Origin of the sequence: Arthrobacter sp. Soil764 (assembly GCF_001428075.1) — a bacterium.
Taxonomy (GTDB): Bacteria; Actinomycetota; Actinomycetes; order Actinomycetales; family Micrococcaceae; genus Arthrobacter.
Genome location: NZ_LMSI01000020.1, coordinates 291,827 through 310,476, shown reverse-complemented (window position 1 = coordinate 310,476; position 18,650 = coordinate 291,827). Strand labels below are relative to the sequence as shown.

9 protein-coding genes and 2 tRNA genes are annotated in these 18,650 nt (G+C 66.6%); 2 read left to right on the top strand and 9 right to left on the bottom strand.

Annotated features, from left to right (window positions below; genetic code table 11):
- Positions 1-130: 130 nt before the first annotated feature.
- The 4 genes from ASG86_RS12830 to ASG86_RS12815 form a co-directional block, all read right to left on the bottom strand.
- Positions 131-204: transfer RNA gene (locus tag ASG86_RS12830), tRNA-Met, on the bottom strand.
- Positions 205-349: 145 nt separating this feature from the next.
- A tRNA-Met gene (locus ASG86_RS12825) sits at positions 350-423 on the bottom strand.
- A 119-nt stretch (positions 424-542) separates the two neighbouring features.
- Positions 543-3,521, bottom strand: coding sequence for a UPF0182 family membrane protein (locus ASG86_RS12820; RefSeq protein ID WP_200946265.1), 2,979 nt, complete (start codon positions 3,519-3,521; stop codon positions 543-545).
- A 161-nt stretch (positions 3,522-3,682) separates the two neighbouring features.
- Positions 3,683-4,897, bottom strand: a complete 1,215-nt coding sequence (locus tag ASG86_RS12815; RefSeq protein ID WP_082566781.1) for a S16 family serine protease — start codon at positions 4,895-4,897, stop codon at positions 3,683-3,685.
- Between the two features lie 136 nt (positions 4,898-5,033).
- Between ASG86_RS12815 and ASG86_RS12810 the strand changes: the two genes are divergently transcribed.
- Positions 5,034-6,461, top strand: coding sequence for a zinc-dependent metalloprotease (locus tag ASG86_RS12810; protein WP_056334746.1), 1,428 nt, complete (start codon positions 5,034-5,036; stop codon positions 6,459-6,461).
- Between the two features lie 102 nt (positions 6,462-6,563).
- On the opposite strand, the gene ASG86_RS12805 is transcribed toward ASG86_RS12810, so the two are convergent.
- The 3 genes from ASG86_RS12805 to nudC are packed head-to-tail and all read right to left on the bottom strand — an operon-like array spanning position 6,564 to position 10,364.
- A complete protein-coding gene (locus ASG86_RS12805) occupies positions 6,564-7,154 on the bottom strand; it encodes a M48 metallopeptidase family protein (RefSeq protein WP_056334743.1) in 591 nt (196 codons plus the stop codon).
- On the bottom strand, positions 7,151-9,286 hold the full coding sequence (locus tag ASG86_RS12800) for an ATP-dependent helicase (protein WP_056334739.1): 2,136 nt from the start codon (positions 9,284-9,286) through the stop codon (positions 7,151-7,153). The genes ASG86_RS12805 and ASG86_RS12800 overlap by 4 nt, the downstream gene beginning before the upstream one ends.
- Positions 9,287-9,341: 55 nt before the next feature.
- Positions 9,342-10,364 carry an NAD(+) diphosphatase gene (gene nudC, locus ASG86_RS12795; RefSeq protein WP_056334736.1) on the bottom strand — a complete coding sequence of 341 codons (1,023 nt, stop codon included), beginning with the start codon at positions 10,362-10,364 and terminating at the stop codon, positions 9,342-9,344.
- 142 nt (positions 10,365-10,506) lie between these two features.
- Between nudC and ASG86_RS12790 the strand changes: the two genes are divergently transcribed.
- Positions 10,507-11,799: a macrolide 2'-phosphotransferase gene (locus tag ASG86_RS12790; RefSeq protein WP_056334731.1), complete on the top strand. Its 1,293-nt coding sequence runs from the start codon at positions 10,507-10,509 to the stop codon at positions 11,797-11,799.
- A gap of 64 nt (positions 11,800-11,863) precedes the next feature.
- Here ASG86_RS12790 and ASG86_RS12785 read toward each other — a convergent pair whose 3' ends face one another.
- A complete protein-coding gene (locus ASG86_RS12785; RefSeq protein ID WP_056334728.1) occupies positions 11,864-15,343 on the bottom strand; it encodes a UvrD-helicase domain-containing protein in 3,480 nt (1,159 codons plus the stop codon).
- The gene (locus tag ASG86_RS12780) at positions 15,340-18,633 is read right to left on the bottom strand and encodes an ATP-dependent helicase (RefSeq protein WP_056335488.1); all 3,294 of its coding nucleotides are present in this window, start codon (positions 18,631-18,633) and stop codon (positions 15,340-15,342) included. The genes ASG86_RS12785 and ASG86_RS12780 overlap by 4 nt, the downstream gene beginning before the upstream one ends.
- Positions 18,634-18,650: the final 17 nt, after the last annotated feature.

The following is an 18,650-nucleotide window of genomic DNA, read 5'->3' as shown; positions in this document are numbered from 1 at the left end:
ATACCTCTCAGGAATGACTGGGGCGGCCCGCAGATCGCGGGGCTCTCCGAAAGAGAATACTAGGAACTGTGCGCATCCAAGGAAAAGAAAGGCCCCGACCGGCGTAACTGCCGGTCAGGGCCTTCATAAGTTGCGGGGACAGGATTTGAACCTGTGACCTCTGGGTTATGAGCCCAGCGAGCTACCGAACTGCTCCACCCCGCGTCGCTTGATCAACACTACCCTACTTTCGCGGCCGCCCTGACCACGCTCCACCAGGTCCGTTTGGGATTCGACGGAGGCCGCGGCAGTGACGTCAGGGAAAGCAAAAGGCCCGGACACTGTTTCCAGTGTCCGGGCCTTTCTTCAGTTGCGGGGACAGGATTTGAACCTGTGACCTCTGGGTTATGAGCCCAGCGAGCTACCGAACTGCTCCACCCCGCGTCGCAAGAACTACTTTACCGGGAGGTGAACCGGAGGCCAAATCGAAGCGGCGTGACGTCCGTTACGCCGGCCCGGCACCCTGGCCCCGTTGGGGCTTCCGGTGCCGGACCGCCGTCGTACTACTGGCCCGCTGATGCGGACGGCGTGGCCGAAGGTGAGCTGGATGCTGCGGGGGCCGGGCTGGCCTCCGGAGCGGTCACCGGAATCTTGGCCTCGGCGTCCATCGCCTTCTTCAACGCTGCGGCGATCTTCTTCTGCGCTTCGCCGTAGGCAGCGAAGTCACCGGCCGCGAGTGCCGTCTGTCCGGACTGGATGGCCGCGTTCGCCTCATCCAGGGCCGCCTTCAGCTGGGCCTTTGCGTCCGCCTCTGCCGGTGTGGCAGGCGCCGCCGGACCGGCCGGCGTCTGCCCATTGTTGGCCGAGTCACCCGCGGCCGCGCCGGAATCACCGCCGAAGAGCTGCTTGAGGGCTGCGTCCAGTGTCGGGGCGAAGCCCACCTTGTCACCAAACGCCACCAGCACGCGCTGCAGGGTGGGGTAAGACGTCTCACCCGTGGACTTGAGGTAGACCGGCTGGACATAGAGGATGCCGCCGCCCACGGGCAGGGTGAGCAGGTTGCCGTTCAACACGTCCGACGCACCCTGGCGCAGCAGGTTCAGCGCCTGCGAGACCGTGGGGTCGGAGTTGAACTTGTTCTGCGCCTGTCCGGGACCGGGAACCTGTGTTTCCGGCGGGATCTGCAGCAGCCGCAGCTTGCCGTAGCCTTCCGCCTTCACGCCGGCCTGGTTTCCGGCGTCCGAATCAGCAGCGAGGAAGCCGTACAGGACGTTGCGGGCGTTTCCGTTCACGATCTGCGGAATGAAGGAGGACGTCAGCTGGAATGCCGGCTTTTCCTGGTCCGGCATCTGCAGCGACATGTAGAACGGCGGCTGCTTGACGTCGGTATCCACCGTCGGATCGGCGGGGACGCTCCACGCGTCGTTGTTCTTGTAGAAGCTGGTGGGATCCGTCACGTGGTACTGCCCCAGGAGCTCACGCTGGACCTTGAACAGGTCCTCCGGGTAGCGGACGTGGCTCATGACTGCCCCGGACATCTCCGAGTACGGCTTCAGGGATGACGGGAAGACCTTCTGCCAGGCCTTGAGGACCGGGTCCGTGTCGTCCCAGGCATAGAGGGTGACCGAGCCGTCGTACGCGTCCACCGTGGCCTTGACCGAGTTGCGGATGTAGTTCACGGTGCTGTTGGGCAGGGCCACAGCGCGGCCGGAGCTGGTCTGCGAATCAGTAGTGGCATCCGAGAGCTGCTTCTGCTGTGAGTACGGGTAGTACTGGCTGGTGGTGTAACCGTCCACGATCCACTTGACCCGGCCGTCCACCACTGCCGGGTAGGCGCCGCCGTCAACCGTCAGGTAGGGCGCCACCTTCTGGACCCGCTCGCGGGGGTTGCGGTCGTACAGGATCTGCGACTCCGGGTTCACGCCGTCCGAAAGCAGCAGGTCCGAAGACTGGAACTTGATGGCGTAAAGGACCTTGTTGAAGAAGGAGCCCACATTGGGACCGGCGTTGCCCTTGAACGTGTACTGGGTTTCGCCCTCGCCTTCCTTTCCGGAGGGACGGTCCTGCTCGCGCGGCGCGGCGCCGTCGGGGGCACCCACAATGGAGTATTCGGGGGAAGTCTCACCGAAGTAGATGCGCGGTTCGTAGGTGGTGTCGTTCCCCAGCACGCCGGTGGACGGAATGCCGGACTGCAGGAATTCGGGCTTGCCGTCAACGGTGAACTTGTTGCCCTTGGCAGCCACAACCCCGTAACCGTGGGTGTACACCACGTGCTGGTTCAGCCAGCCCTGCTGGTTGGTTGCAACGTTCGTGGGGTTCAGTTCCCGCACGGCGATCACGGTGTCCTGGATCTTGCCGTCCACCTCGTAGCGGTCGACGTTCAGGGCCTTGGGGAACTGGTAGTACGGGCGGTACTGTTCCAGCTGCGCAAAGGCGTCCGAGATCAAGTTCGGGTCCAGGAGCCGGATGTTGGCAGTGGTCTGGGCGTCCGGCGCGAGTGCGCCGGTGTTGGCAGTGTTGGTGGCGTCGTACCGGGTCTCCTGGATGCCGTTCAGGCCGTAGGCCTTGCGCGTATTCTCGATGTTGCGCTGGATGTACTTGCTTTCCAGCGTCTGCTCGGACGGGCGGACCTGGAACTGCTGGATTACCCAGGGGTAGACGCCGCCGGCCAGGATGGAGGTGATGATCAGCATCGCCGTGCCGATCACCGGGAGGCGCCACCGGCCGATCACGGCGGCCACGATGAACAGGATGGCCACCAGGACGGCGGCCACCGCGAGGATTGCCTTGGTGGGGATGACGGCGTTGACGTCCGTGTAGAGCGCGCCGGCCCAGCGGCCCCCGTTGCTCTGGACGGAAGAGTAACGGTCCAGCCAGAAGTTGACGCCCAGGAGCACCAGGAATGCGGCGCCGGTCACGGCGATATGGATTTGCGCTGCGCGGCTGGTGAAGACGCCGCGTTCCATCAGCCGGATGCTGCCGTACAGGTAGTGCGTGAGGATGCCGGCGATGCCCGCGATCACCACCACGCTGATCAGGAACCCGGTCACAAACCCGAGGAACGGCAGGGTCATCAGGTAGAAACTGATGTCCATGTTGAACTGGGGATCGGCCTCGCCGAAGCCAACCTGGTTGAAGAACAGCAGGACCTTCTGCCACTGGCTTGCCGCAGCGCTGCCCGCAAACAGGCCGAAGAGGACAGGCAGGCCCACCATGACGATCCGCCGGACCGGCTCCAGCTGGGCCTGGTACCGGTTGAGGTTGTCCCGGATCTCGGAGTCCGGCGCGTAGACCGGCCTGGCGTTGTAGGCAATACGGATCGAGAAGAAGACTGCCGCGAACATGATGGCGAAGCCGGCCACGAAGGTGGCGATCTTGGCGAGGTTCTCGGTGACGAAGACCTCGATGAAGCCCAGCTGCCGGTACCAGAGGACGTCGGTCCAGACGTTGGCGAAGAAGATGAAGCCCACTACCACCAGGGCAACAATGATCAGGGTGGGCGTCAGCACGCCTCGCCGTGAAGGGGGCCTGCCGGTGGACATGGTGCTGGCGGGACGGGACAAACTGGGTACCTCATAGCTGGTCGTCAGATATTCGAAGCGAGCGGGCGACGTACGGTACCGGTCAAACGGCTGGTTTCGTCCGTCAACTGTGCCACGAGTGGCGGTAAAGCTTAGTTCCTGTGAGTCTAGTTGCGCCCAGTCTATTTGCTGGTGCACGCCGGGAGCGCGGATGTGTCCTGTCCGCTTCCGGCCACTTCCACAGCATGCCGGGCTTCCGAAAGGTTTTCCACGCGGACCACTTGGAGGCCGTCCGGGACATGCCCCGCAACTTCGTCGCAGTTCCCGGCGGGCGCGAGGAAAAGGGTGGCGCCCGAGGAGCGTGCACCCCGCATTTTCTGCCCGATGCCGCCGATGGGTCCCACCGCGCCGTCCGGTGAGATGGTGCCGGTACCCGCGACGTGCTTGCCGCCGGTGAGGTCGCCAGGGGTGACAGTATCGATAATGCCCAGCGAGAACATCAGCCCCGCGCTGGGGCCGCCCACCTTGTCCAGGGAGATCTGCACCTGGAACGGGAAACTGAACAGGTACTTCAGCATGACGCCAAGGATGAACCGGCCCTGGCCGTTGTCCTTGGGAGTGACCTCAACGGTGACGGGCCGGCCGTCGCGTTCCACCGTCACCGATACCGGGGCGCCCTTGCCGGCGGCCAGCTCATCCTGGATCACGCTGAGTGCGGTGATGTCCTTGCCGTTGATGGACTTGAGGATGTCCCCTTGCTGGATCTTGCCGGCGGAAGCGGAATCCTTTGACAGGTCTGCGGCCTGAAGCTGCTGGCCGAAGGGAATCCTGAGTTCGTTCAGTGCGGAGGCCACGGCGTTCTCCTGGGACGTGGCCATGGCCACCGCACTTTGTTCCTGCGCGGCTTCCCTGGTGGTGCCGGTGGGATAGATCAGTTCAACCGGGTAGACGGCCTTGGAAGGGTCCAGCCATGCGGAGAACGCGTTAAGGATACTGACGGAGCCGGTGGGGCCGCCGTCGACATAGACGGTGGTCAGATCCAGGCTTCCGGCTGCCGGATACGTTTCACGGCCGCTGACATTGATGACGGGATGCCCCTGGGTCTCCCCCAGCGTGTTGTAGGTGGGACCGGGCGATTCGATGACATACGGCACCGGAAGCGTGCCCACGGCAATTCCCAGCCCCAGCGCCGCCAGCCCGGCAACCATCATGGTGGAAAGCCGCTTCCCCCGGCCTCCGCCGTCGGACGCGTTGGCGCTGCTGCCCGCAGCCGCTGTGCCGCCACTGTCCCCCGGGCCTTCCGGCGGGCCGCCGGCACCCAACGGACCCGGATTGGAGAAGGGGGGAAGATCGGGAACGTGGTCCTCGGAGGGATGGCCGCCACGGGTTGTAGTCACCCCACCAACAGTACGCGGTGGCAGTGGGCGGGGGTGCTTTGCCTAGAGCGAACGACGGCGGCGGGCGGCAGACAGCCGACCCCCGCCGGGGTACCGTGAAGGTTGATCAACAGTCACACCATCGATCGGCGGGACCATGACCTCCAACCCACTCAATCCGTCCAACGGCGACGACGACACCCCCAAGGATCCGTTGACCGAAATGCTGCAGAACCTGATGGGCGGCAAGGGGATGGAGAACTTCGATCCCGCCGAGCTCGCCAAGGCTGCCGGCCTGCCGGATGACCCCAACCTGCTGGCCCAGATGTTCTCCCAGGTGCAGGCGATGATGAGCGCCCCGTCCGAGGGTCCCGTCAACTGGACGCTGGCCCACGACAACGCCCGTCGGGTTGCTGCCGGCACTTCTGATCCGTCGGTCACCGCCCAGCAGTCCCGGGAGGTGGATGAAGCCCTCCGCCTCGCTGAACTGTGGCTGGACCCGGTCACCGACCTGCCCGGCACCGGCCTGATCGGCAAGGCGTGGTCGCGCGCGGAATGGGTGGAAGCCACCCTGGGCACCTGGAAGCGGCTGACCGAACCCGTGGCCAACAGCATCGCCAATGCTCTCTCCTCCGCCATGACGGAGCAGATGCCCGAGGAAATGAAGTCCATGATGGGCGGCGCCTCCTCGATGCTTCAGAACATGGGCGGAGCCATCTTCGGCATGCAGCTGGGGCAGGCCATCGGCGCACTGTCCCAGGACGTGGTGAGCTCCACCGACATCGGCGTTCCCCTCGTCGACCTTGAGATGGCGCTCCTGCCAACAAATGTTGCCGCCTTCGGTGAGGGCCTGTCCCTGCCCGCGAACGACATCCGGCTGTTCCTTGCCGTGCGGGAGGCCGCGCACGCGCGCCTCTTCGTTCAGGTTCCCTGGCTGCGTGGACACCTGCTGGGAGCCATCGAGGCCTACGCCCGCGGCATCCACATCGACACCTCCCGGATCGAAGAGCTTGCCCGCGACCTCGATCCGAGCAATCCCGAAGGCATCCAGGAAGCATTGTCCCAGGGCGTCTTCATGCCGCAGCGGACGCCGGCCCAGGAACAGGCACTGGAAAAGCTGGAGACCGCGCTGGCTCTCGTGGAGGGCTGGGTGGATGAGCTGACCGCAGCCGCCACGGAGAAGGTCCTGCCGTCCGCCGGCGCACTGCGCGAAACAGTGCGGCGCCGCCGGGCAACGGGCGGTCCCGCCGAGCACGCTTTCGCTTCCCTGGTGGGACTCGAGCTGCGTCCGCGCAGGCTGCGTGACGCGGCCACCCTGTGGGCCACCCTGAAGGAAGAACGCGGGATTGAGGGCCGTGACGCCATCTGGCACCACCCCGACCTCTTGCCCACGGCCGAAGACCTGGATGATCCGAAAGGCTTCAGCTCCCGCCGCAAGCTCGCCGAAGCCAGCGACAGCGAGGTGGACGACGCACTGCAGAAACTGCTGAACGGCGGTTTCGACGACACCTCCGGCGATGAGGATGCCGCCGGGGGCACCGACAGCAAGGACGACGACGGCGGAACGGACCAGCCCCGGGGCTGACACTTTCCTGGCGGGCCAGAGGTTCCTGGCCCGCCAGAGTGCTTTCTGCCGGCATGCTTTTCACCGGAGCTATCTTCGTCGGCGTAGTGTCCTGCGCTGGACCTAATCGGCGTCTTTGTCCATTCCCCGCGACGTGGCAAACGAAACGCCCTCAAGGAACGCCTTGGCCCGCTGGGTTTCGGGGTAGGCCTCCAGCAGCTTCCAGAACGCCGTGTTGTGCGAGGACACCAGGAGGTGGGCCAGCTCGTGGAGCAGGACGTAGTCGATGACCCATTGCGGCATGGGCCGCAGCTTGTCAGACAGGCGAATGGTGCCCTCGGCCGGTGTGGCGGACCCCCAGCGGGAATTCTGGTTGCTGACCCAACGGACGGAGATGGGCACTGACCGGCCACCCAGATATTGGGCGGACAACTGGGCCGCATGGGCTGCCAGGGCTTCGTCGGTGGCAGGACGCCGCCGACCGGCAGCAGCTTGCCGCTCCCCCTGCCTGTGCAGTTTGGCCAGCATCTTGTGAACCCACTCCCGCTCCTGCGCGGCCGTGAAGCGGGCCGGAATGGCAACAACCGCTGTTCCGTCTTCCCAGAATGCTGCCACAGTGCGGGTCCGCCGGGCAGAACGCCGTACCTCCACCGGAGAACCGTTGGGGGTGGTCAGCGTGGAAGCCCCCCGGGAACCGCTGAGTCCGGGCCTCACAGGACGGAGCTTTCGACAAGGACCCGGAGGACGTCCTCCCCGTACTTTTCCAGCTTGGACGGGCCAACTCCGGCGAGGGCGGCAAGCTCCTCCATCGACGCCGGCCTGGCCTCCGCGATGGCGGTAAGGGTGGCGTCGGTGAAGACAACGAATGCCGGGACGTCCGCGGACTGTGCCACCTCGCGGCGCCAGTTGCGAAGGGCGTCAAAGGTCTGTTCCTCGTAGCTGGGGGGACACGCGTTGCAGCGGCCCACCTTCCGTTCGGCCCCGCTGGCCAGCATGCTGCCGCAGACGCGGCACACAGCCGGCGCGGCAGCTTTGCGGCGTGGCGCCGGCCCCTTGCCCCGGGTACTCGAGCTTGCCACCGAGTCCGGCCGCAGGCCCTCCAGGAACCGGGACGGCTTCCGGTTGGCCCGGCCCCCGGGAGTCCTCGCGGTGCTCCACGAAAGGGAAAGGTGTTCGCGGGCGCGGGTAATGCCCACATACAGGAGGCGGCGCTCCTCATCCACGGATTCGGGTGAATCGGCGAAAGAAATCGGCATCAGGCCCTCGCTGAGTCCCACCAGGAAGACAGCATCCCACTCCAGGCCCTTGGCCGCGTGCAGCGAGGCGAGCGTCACGCCCTGCACGGTGGGCGCATGCTGGGCGAGGGAACGCTCCTGGAGTTCGTTCACGAAATCCGCCAGGCCGAACTGGGGGCCGCGGGCCTGAACGAGTTCATCGGCCAGTGCCACCAATGCCGCGAGGGACTCCCAGCGTTCCCGCAGTGCACCTCCGCTGTGCGGTGCAGCATCGGTGTAACCGAGGGAGGAGACGATGTCCCGCACCAGTTGCCCCAGCGGTTCCGGCGCATCTGATTCGGAAACCGCCCGGGTGGCTGCACGCAGCTGCAGGATTGCGTCCCGGACCTCCTTGCGCGCGAAGAACCGCTCCCCGCCGCGCAGTTGGTAGCCGATCCCTGCCGCTGCCAGCGCCTGCTCGTAGGCCTCGGACTGGCCGTTGGTACGGAAAAGGATGGCCACCTCGCTGGCCGGAGTCCCGGCGTCGAGCAGGGCCTTGATCTTCTGCGCCACCGTGGCGGCTTCGGCCTCATCGTCCGTGCACTCGGTGAACTGCGGTGCCGGTCCCGCCGGCCGCTGCGCCACGAGCTGCAGCGGCGAAGCCCATGCGGCGTCGGCGGTGGGGCCGCCGCTGCGGCGGGCCGCCAGCAGGTCATTGGCGAGTTTCACCACCTGCGGGGTGGAGCGGTAGTCCCTGATGAGCTTGACCACGTTGGCCTGCGGGTAGCGGGTCTTGAAGTCCAGGAGGTGCCTGGGCGAGGCGCCGGTAAAGGAATAGATGGTCTGGCTGGCGTCACCCACCACGCAGAGTTCGTCACGGCCGCCGAGCCAAAGCTCCAGGAGCCGCTGCTGAAGCGGGGAGACGTCCTGGTATTCATCCACCACGAAGTGCCGGTACTGTTCCCGGACCGTGGCAGCCACCTTCTCATCCTCCTGGAGGATGCCCACCGTGATCAACAGGACGTCCTCGAAGTCGATCACGTTGCGGTCGGTCTTGACGTCCTCATAGGACTGGAAGACGCGGGCCACCGTGGTGAGGTCGAACCCGCCGGGCGCACCCCTCCCCTGGGCGTTCTCCAGGTAGTTTGCCGGTGTCAGCATGGACACCTTGGCCCATTCGATCTCCGAGGCAAGGTCACGGATGGTGGCCCGGTCAGTGCTGAGCCGGAGCCGCCGGGCGGCTTCTGACAACATTTGCGCCTTGTGGTCCAGCAGGTTGGGCAGTGCTCCGCCCACCGCCTGGGGCCAGAAGAACTGCAGCTGGCGCAGGGCAGCAGCATGGAAGGTCCGGGCCTGGACGTTGCCGGCGCCGAGGTCCCGCAGGCGGCTGCGCATCTCTGCCGCGGCCCTGGCAGTGAATGTTACGGCGAGCAGGCGCTGTGGAGTGTAGACCCCGGAGTGAACGCCGTAAGCGATGCGGTGGGTGATGGCGCGGGTCTTCCCGGTGCCCGCGCCGGCCAGCACGCACAGCGGCCCATTCAGGGTGCTGGCCACCTCACGCTGTTCGGCGTCGAGTCCCCCAAGGATCCGGTCCTCCAGTGAGGCTGCTCCGTCAAAATTCTCTGTAGTCACTTCTGCTGCTTTGTTTCTCGACTACCGCGTGCTGGAGTCTGGTGGATGGAATAACTTAGGCGCCAGTCAGGTCCTGGATCCGGCCGCCGTACCAGTGCTCAATGAGCGAGCGGGCAATGGAGAGCCTGCTGGAGATGGTGATCTCACCGCTGAGCACCGCTTCCTGCAGTTCCTCGCGGCTGAACCAACGGGCCCTGGTGACCTCCACGCCGTCGGGCGTTGCCTGGGCATCCTCCGTGACGGCGGTAAATCCAAGCATAAGCGAGGCGGGGAACGGCCACGACTGGGAGCCGAGGTACTGGCAGGCGGTGACCCGCACCCCAACCTCCTCCTGGATCTCGCGCACCACTGCCTCTTCAAGTGATTCGCCGGGCTCCACAAAGCCGGCGAGGGTAGAGTAGTTCCGGGCGTCCACGGGCCCTCCCCCGCCCAGCAGCAGCCGGCCGTCCGGACCGACCACCGTGACAATGATGGCGGGATCCGTTCGGGGGTAGTGCTCCGAATTGTCCGCCGGGCACCGCCGCACCCAACCGCCCGCTTCCACGTTTGTTGGCGTGCCGCACCGGGGGCAGTGCGTGTGGGCAGCGTGCCAGTTGGCAATGGCGCTGGCTTCAACGAACAAGGCTGTGGAGGTGGCGGTCAAACCTGCGGCGACCTCCCGGAATCCGGCCCAGTGCGCGTTCGCCGGGATACCGGCGGCCCCGGGCTCGGGAGGCTCAGGAAGGACGAAGAGCAGCAGTTCGGTCCCGGCGGGCAGGTCGGCGGCCGGCAAGGCCGATCCCAGGTACACCACGAGGTCCGGTGTTGATCCTGCATCTGCCAGCGCCGCCAGAAGCTCCTTGGCCCCCGTCAGCACCATGTTGCCGCCGTGCACCAGCCCCTGCCGTCCAGACAGGACTGCAGCCAGGGCATCCGGGCCGGACAGAAGGTCATCGACCATGCCGGGCCTGATACGCGCGGCCGAACCGCGGTCCACCAGCGCCGGCCGTACCGGGAGGAGGGTGTCCGCCAGATGGTTGGCCGGCAGCCGTGCCGGCGCACCCTGGTGGACAGGTATTACAGACTCCGCATGGCTCATGGTTCCACCGTACTGACTGCTACCGACATTTCGCATTTCCGCAGCTTCCACCGCCTGCGCCGCCCCCCTCGTTTTGCACCTATCTCAAGACTCGCCGCGGCCGGACCGCGGTGTGGGAGGGCAGGCAATCTACCGTGGAACGGTGAGAAGAAAACCGATTGAACTGGCGGCAATTGCAACCGCGGCAGTCCCCGGACTGACCCCGACGGCCGTTAGCTCCGCCCCGGACGACCCCGCGGACTTCGACTCGGCCCTGCTCCTCGATTCCGAAGGCAAGCGCTGGCGGGTCCGGTCACCGCGGCATGCCGAAGCCAGCGCGCGCCTTGAAACGGAGTTCCTTGTGCTCCGGGCTTTCGCTCCTGCCGTTCGGGCGGAACTGCCGTTCCTGATGCCCACGGTGGCCGGCAGCGTCCGGCTGGGGACGTTGACCACGTTCGTTTACTCACACCTCTCCGGCACCACCCGCAGCGTCGAGGAACTCACGTCGGGGCCGGCCGGACTGGCGCGGGAGATCGGCTCCGCCCTGGCCGCGGTCCACGACCTGCCCAGGTCCCTGGTCAGCAACGCCGATCTTCCCAGCTACACCCCCAATGAGTTCCGCCAGCGGCGGCTGAACGAACTGGACCAGGCTGCCACTACGGGCAAGATTCCGGCGGCCCTGCTGCGCCGCTGGGAACACGCAATGGAGGACGTGTCACTGTGGCGGTTCAACCCGTGCGTGGTCCACGGCGACCTGCACGAGGACAACCTGCTGGTGGAAGCGGGAAGAGTAACAGCAGTTACGGGTTGGACGGACCTGCGCATCGGGGACCCGGCCGATGACTTTGCCTGGCTGGTGGCTTCGAATGAACAGGACTTTATCGACGCCGTGCTAAAGGCCTACACGTCCAGCCGCCGGGACGTCCCGGACCAGCACCTGCTGCGGCGGTCTGCCTTGTCCGCTGAGTTCGCCCTGGCCCAGTACCTGGTGAAGGGCCTTGCGGCCGGGGACCAGGACATGGTCAGGGAGGCGGAGGACATGCTGGAGAGCTTGGCCGGCGACATTGCCGAGTATGGTGGCCGGCCGATCAGCGTCGAGCCCCTTCCGGCCACGGGCAGCCCGGATGAGGCCGGAACGTCCGTTCCTGCTTCCACCACGGGTTCGGGGGCAGCTCCCGTCTCCGGGGGCGGCAGTTCCGCTGTTACTCCCGCTGTTACGGTCGTCCCGGTCCCTGCCCAACCCGCTGCTCCGGCACAACCGTCAGCGTCGCCGGTCCAAGCGGCGGTGCCTGTGCATCCGGCAGTTTCAATCCAGCCGGCCGTGCACGTCACCCCCATCCCGGTGGAGCAAACGGAGCCTACGGCTGACCCAGCGGTCCCTGGTAACGCCGAAACCAAGGGTCCTGACGACACATCCACCGCCGCCATTTCAATCGTCAACGCCAAGCAGGGCTGAGCCGGGCCTGGCATTGCTCCCTGGCTGCGCCATCCGAGGACGACCAGCTCAAGGACGTCCCTGCTCAGGACCTGCTCAGCGCAGCGGCCACGATTCCTTCCAGCTCGTCGGCAGTCCCCAGGTCGTGCGGCCGGACCACAGCGTTGTCAGCAACATAGAAGAACGCAGCCCGCACGTCCTCCAGGGGAACATCCTTAAGGCGGGCCCATGCCAGCCGGTACACGGCCAGCTGGATCGAACGGGTCTTCAGTTGCTCCGCGGACGGCCGGCGGCCGGTCTTCCAGTCCACCAGGTCCCAGCGGCCATCGGCATCGCGGAATATCGCGTCAACCCGGCCGCGCACCACAACCTCTCCCACCCTGGTTTCCACCGCAACCTCGACGAATGCCGGGGACCTGTCTGCCCAGGGGGAAGCCTTGAAGGTGGCCACCATCTCGTCCAGGTCGTAGGCGGCGTCAATGTGGTCGTCCGACCCCGGCGCTTCGCCGAGGTCCAGCATCCCGGCCTTTCCAAAGTATTCCTCCACCCAGGCGTGGAAGGCGGTGCCCTTCCGGGCTGACATGCCCGGTTCCCGTGGCACCGGCCGGCGCAGGCGGGCCAGCACGGCCTCGGGATCGTCCCCGAGGTCAACCAGGGTGGAGGCAGAGATATGGGTGGGCAGATGCACATCCTGTCCACTGGACCTTCTTGCCCTGCGCTCCAGCAGCAGGGCGGCTTCGCGCGCCCAGCCTGCCGCTGCTCCCGTTAGGCTCGGCGCATGCGCAGGCCCTTCCGGCGGCACTGACTGTCCCCCGCCAGCGGCCAGGATTTCGCGCACACGCTGCGCCGCCGCTTCCATGGCTGTCCTGCGCCCGCGGGCCAGGCGGAGCCGCTCACCGGTCCGTGGATCCACTGGTCCTTCAAGGGGGTCGTAGGGCCACGTGGCTTCTTCTGCTTCCAAGGTCAATGGGCTCTGCTGCGGCAGTGCGGCTTCCTCCAGGGACAGCGGGTGGATCACGGCATCCGAATGCCGGATGGAGCCGGCCGGCCGGGTCAACACTTCCAGCTCCGCAAGGAACGGCGACATTTCCGCCCTGCCGGCCCGTGAACCCACCCAGGCCGTGCTGGACACCCACAAGACGTGCTTGGCCCTGGTGTAGGCCACATAGGCCAACCGTCTCTCCTCCGACTCCCCGTGGGCCTGTACGGCGCCTTTATAGTCCTTCTCGGCATCCAGCCAGCCTTTCTGGTCCGGCTGGTCAAGATCCCACTGCGGAAGATCGGCCCGGTCACCACGAAGGGGCCAGGGCAGTGCGGCAGAACCACTGCTCCAGCGGGAGTCCCTGTCGCTGGGGAAAGCTCCTGCGTTCATTCCAGGAACAAACACAACATCCCATTCCAGGCCTTTGGAAGCATGGACGGTCAACAACTGCACGGCTTCCCGGTTCACATCGCTGGCGGGCGCCTCCAACCCGTTTTCTTCCGCCGATGCTGCCTCCAGCCAGGCCAGGAATGCGAGGATGTCCACTCTCTGGGAGGTGCGGAGGAATCCGGCGGCGGCATCCTGGAAGGCATCGAGGTTGCGGCGGGCCTGGTGGATGCTGATTCCCGGGCGCGCTGCCACTTCGATGTCCAGCAGCATGGCCCTCTCCACCTCGCCCAGGAGGGTGGTGAGGTCATCGCCGAGATAGCCGCGCAGTTGCCGCAGCTCGGTGGACAACCTGGCCAGCCTGCTGCGCGCCCCCGGGCTGAGGGTGCGCCCGTTCGCCGAGGTCCATTCATCACGCGGCAGGAAGTCCAAGGCCTCCACCAGGCTGGCGCCGTCAGTCAGGTCACCTTCCAGGACGGGGGCATCTGCTTCATCACTGTCGCTGTCCTGGCTGTCGCTGTCGAACCCCAGCGGCGCCCTCCCCCGGCTCCGTGCCAGCTGGCTCGACCAGTCGCGCAGGGCCATGAGGTCGGCGGGGCCTATGCGCCACCGGGCACCTGCGAGCAGCCGCATGAGGGCATCGGAGCGGCCGGGGTCGGCAAGGACGCGAAGGGTGGCCACCAGGTCAACGATCTCCGGGGTGTCAAGGAGGCCCCCGAGACCCACGATTTCGTACGGGATCCCCCGGGCCTCGAACTGCCGCCGGACAGCTTCCATTTGGGCGCGCCTGCGGCACAGCACGGCGAGAGCCGGTGGCTCGGCAGTCCCGTCGGCTTTCAGCTCAAAGTCGGTCACCCGGTATCTCAGGACGTCCTCAGCCAGGGCTGCAGCTTCCTCGGCATCGCTGGCGAAACGGCCCAGCACCACCGTCCCGTCCACGGCATGGGGGCTTGGCTGCAAGGGAGGAACTTCAGGAGCGGCGGCCCTGTCGCCGGCAGGGCCGTTGTGGGCGGCTGCCCGGCCGAGGGATTGGGACATGACGTTGGCTGCGGCCAGGATTGAGCGGCCATTCCGCCATGCTGTTGTTAGGTAGGAGGTTGGGGCGGGCGCCCACTCCGCTCCTTCGTCCGACTCACCCTTGCGGACGGGAAATTCGCGGACGAAGTGGAACAACTGGCCTGCCGAAGCGCCGCGGAAACCGTATATTGACTGGTTGGGATCTCCCACCGCTGTCACGGCATGGCCGCCACCGAAGAGACGGGAGAAAAGCACCAGCTGCGCGTGCGAGGTGTCCTGGAACTCGTCAAGCAAAACCACTTTGTACCGCTGGCGTTCCATTTGCGCTGCCAGGGGAACCTCTTGGGCCACCTTGGCGGCGAGCGCCACGAGGTCGCCGAAATCGAGTGCGCCGCGGGCGCGTTTGGCTGCGGCATAGCGGCCCACCATGTCAGCGACGCTTGCCCTGGTCCGCAGCATTCCACCGAGGTCCAGGGCAGCCTTGGACGGGTTCCTCTTCTTGCCGGCCACGTAGGGCAGCGACTCATACTCCGAAAGGCGCGCCATCAACCAGGCTTCGACGTCCTCGGGTTCCTGCAGGTGCTCCGCGCATTCCCCGGCCAGTTGGATGACTGCCTTCACCAGCGTGGACTTGGCGGCCCGGAAGTGCGCGTATTCGCCGTCGTAGGCCTCAACCACCTCGCTGGCCAGCTGCCACGCCTGCGCGCCGCCGAGCAGCACCACATCCCGCTCCACACCGAGCCGCAGTCCGTAATCGGAGACGATGCCGCTGGCGAACGAATGATAGGTGGAAACTTTCGGCTCCAGGGTTTCGCTGTTGCGCAGGCCCTCCGGGAAGATCCCCTTGCCGGTGTCCTGGGCGGCAAGACGCTGCAGTGCCAGGAGCTTTGACCGGATCCGGCTGGCAAGTTCGCCGGCAGCCTTCCGGGTGAAGGTCACGCCCAGGATCTCCTCCGGGGTGACCCACCCATTGGCCACGAGCCAGACCACCCGGTCCGCCATGGTGGCGGTCTTTCCCGATCCGGCTCCAGCGATGACCAGCCGCGGTGCCAGCGGGGAGGAGATGATGGCTGCCTGCTCAGGAGTGGGGGTATTTTTTTCACCGAGCAGCCGGGACAGTTCTTCGGGGCTGAAGCGCACCGCCGGGGCGGCTTCCGCGGCAACCAGTGCCCCGCTCATTCTGTTACCTGCCTTCCGCGCGCACACAAGGGGCACACCTCAGGGAGCCGACAACCGTGGCCGCCATGGCTGCCTTTGGCAGGGTCATGCCGTGCAATGAATTCCTTGCCTGCCATCACGGAGGCTGCCTCCTTCACCATGTCCAGTCCCCAGTTCTCCTGTGGGTCGAGCGGCTCCTGCTGCTGAACGGCTGGATTAACGGCCCCGGTCCCGAGCTGCGCCAGCACGGCTCCACCGGACCGGCCACCGTCCCCATCCGCGCCGGCGTCAAAACCACCGGCGAGCACTGCTGCCTGGTATGCGCCAAGCTGCGGGTGGCGGGAGAGCTCATCCTTCCCTGGCTGCCGCTTGCCGGTCTTGAGGTCCACTACCACCAGCCGGCCGTCGCCGTCGATCTCCAACCGGTCCACCTGGCCCCGGAGGACTGCTTCCCGCGGCGGAGCTTCGTCCACCGCTACCTGGCCAAGGGCCACTTCAAAGTCCTGCTCCACGCCCAGCAGGCTGCGGCCTTCACTTCTCATCAGGAGCACGTACTGTGCCAGCTTCCGCACCATGGCCTCAGCACGCTGGAAGTCCAGCCTTCCCTCCCAGTTGTCCTTCATGCCCAGGGCCGGCCAGCGCTGCACCAGTTCAGCAACATACTCCGATCCGGACGCGTCCGGCATGTCCTGGGCAATCGCGTGCACCAGCGTGCCGAGGCTTCGGGCGAAGTCGGTGGCTGGTTCCCCGCCGGCCGCCTGGACGAACCAGTCCAACGGCGACTTTTGGACGGTCTCCACCTTTGAGGGGGATACGTACACCGTTCCGCCCGGTGGGACCACGGTCTCGGCGGAGGACAGCGGGGCAAGTCCCCACCAGCTGTCCGGGTTTGCACCGGACACGGCAGGCTCCTGGACGGCGAGATGCGCCAGGACCCTGGCAGCTTCCTCTGCCTGCGCTGTCCCTTCCAGCTGCGCATGTTGCCTGAGCTCTGCAACCAGCGCGCGCAGGGTCATGGGCCGTTCCACCTGCGTAAACGCCCGCCCCTCCTCCCCGGGACCCAGGGGTGCAACGAAATCCAGGAAAGATGACGGCTGGTGGTCCTCCGACGAGACCGCGGTGCAAACCAGCAGTTCCCGTGCCCTGGATACCGCTGTAGAGAAACTTCGGAGTTCGTCGTAGCGGATGTCCCGAAGCCGGCTCAAGGGGTCACGCTGAAGGGCGTATCCGGGGCCATGCTCGACGGCGTCCGCGTACAGTGTGCTGCCGAGCAACTCACCGCGGAGCCTGGTGTTGGGCCACACTCCCTCCTGCAGCCCCGCAACGATGACCACCGGCCATTCGCGCCCGGCCGCACTGGCGGGCGTCATCAGCTCCACCGCGTCGTCAACCTGGGCCCGGGCGGCCAGGGTGTCCATGGGAAGCTCCTGGTTCAGAAGGTATTCCAGGAACTGTTCCGGGCCGGCGCCGGGCATCTGGTCCACATAGCGTTCCGCCGTATGGAAAAGCGCCATCATCGCGTCAAGGTCGCGGTCAGCCCGGGCACCATGGGGGCCGCCCGACAATGCCGCGGCTGTCCACGCCGACGAGAGCCCCGTGGAGTTCCACAGCGCCCACAGCACCGATTCCGCATTGGCGCCGGGCAGACGGACGGCGTCCCGCCCAGCCTGGATCATGCGGGCCGTGCGCCGGGCGGCGCGGCCCTCAATGCCCAGCGCACCGAGCGCACCGGGCTCAAGCAGCGCCTCCACCAACAGGGCATCGCTGGCGCGGCCTCCACCGCCCAGGAGTTCTTCGCGCCGCAGCGATTGCCGGAGCCGGCGCAGTTCAATCGAGGTGGCACCGCCGATGCGCGACGTAAGAAGCGACACGGCGGCTTCGGGTGTCAGCAGCTGCGGATCCAGGGCGATGGCGAAGGCATCCAGCAGGGGCCTGACGGCAACCTCGTCCCGGACGGCGGATTCGGCCACCGGCACCCGCACAGGAATGCCCTGCCCGGACAGGTAGCGCTGCAGCTCGCTGACCTGGCCGCCGTTCCGAACGATGACTGCAATGTCCGCAAGCTCGCGGCCGTGGTTGATGTGCTGGTCCAGGATCCGCTGGGCAACATACCGCAGCTCATGCACGGGAGTGGGAACCAGATGGGCCTCGACGTTACCGTGACCGGCGGGTCCGGCGTGCCCAGGGCTTTCAGGCTGTCCGTGCTGCCCCAGCGGTTCAAGCCGCCGTGCCAGCTGCCCGCCTGCACGCTGGGAGATGCGGCCCGCGACGTTCAACCACGCCTCTGCCACGGCGGGGGCCAGGCCGTGGGCATGCCACAGTGGGCGCTCCAGGACAGGCGCCTGGGTTGACAGCAGCCGGGGCAGCTCAGCCACCAGGTCCGGGCGTGCCCCGCGGAATCCCTGCACCACGGTGTCCGGGGAGGACGTCACGTAGCAGTCTTGTCCGGCGGCAACGTCTGCCAGCAACTCGAAGATGGCGGGGTTTGCTTCCTGGATATCGTCCACCAGGACAACCTGCAGCCGGGCGCGCTCCGCTTCGAGGAAATCGGGTGCATCCTGGAAGATCTGCCGGGCGGCCGTGATAATCCCGGCGGGATCGAAGGCTTCGGGCATCCGCAGGTCAAGGACGTCCCGGTATTCGGCATACAGGGCTGCAGCGGCTTTCCAGTCCGGCCGATTGCAGTCATGCGCCAGCTGAACCAGGTCTTCGGCCGTGCGGCCCGACTCGATGATGCGGTCAAAGAGCTGCCGCACCTCCTGACGGAAGCCTCGGGTTTCCAGGGCCCCGTCAAGATCCGCGGGCCAGGGCAGTTCCAAGCCGGGAAGCCGGTGGCCTTCGAGGAGTTCCCTGATGATGAGGTCCTGCTCCGGGCCGGACAACAGGCGCGGCGGCCTGGACAGCGGGATGACACCCTCGGCCTTGGCACGGCGGATCAGGTCGAAGGCGTAAGAGGCCCACGTCCTGGCGGGGGTGGTGCTGAGGCTCCTGTCCAGCCGTGCGGTGAAGCGGTCACGCAGGAAATCGGCGGCAAGGCGGGTGGGCGCGAGGATCAGCATGCGCTCGGGGTCGACGCCGTCACGGAAGACCCGCTGGACGGCTGCCTCAACCAGTACGGTCGTCTTTCCCGTGCCCGGCGCGCCCGGGACCAGCACGGGCCCCGAACCCTGGCCGACGTCAACGGCCGCCTGTTGGTCGGGTGTGAGCCGAAGCGCTTCAGCGTGCGCCCGCCGTGGCGGCAGCAACCGAAGGGCAGGCGTAGCCTGCCGATCACTGCGGTTATCCGGGTTTCCCTGGGCAGGGTTATGCACCCGGCCCGTTTCCCCTG

Coding starts and splice junctions, on each gene's coding strand:
- ASG86_RS12820 (WP_200946265.1), bottom strand. CDS start 3,521: ATGTCCACCGGCAGGCCCCCTTCACGGCGAGGCGTGCTGACGCCCACC.
- ASG86_RS12785 (WP_056334728.1), bottom strand. CDS start 15,343: ATGAGCGGGGCACTGGTTGCCGCGGAAGCCGCCCCGGCGGTGCGCTTC.
- nudC (WP_056334736.1), bottom strand. CDS start 10,364: ATGAGCCATGCGGAGTCTGTAATACCTGTCCACCAGGGTGCGCCGGCA.
- ASG86_RS12810 (WP_056334746.1), top strand. CDS start 5,034: ATGACCTCCAACCCACTCAATCCGTCCAACGGCGACGACGACACCCCC.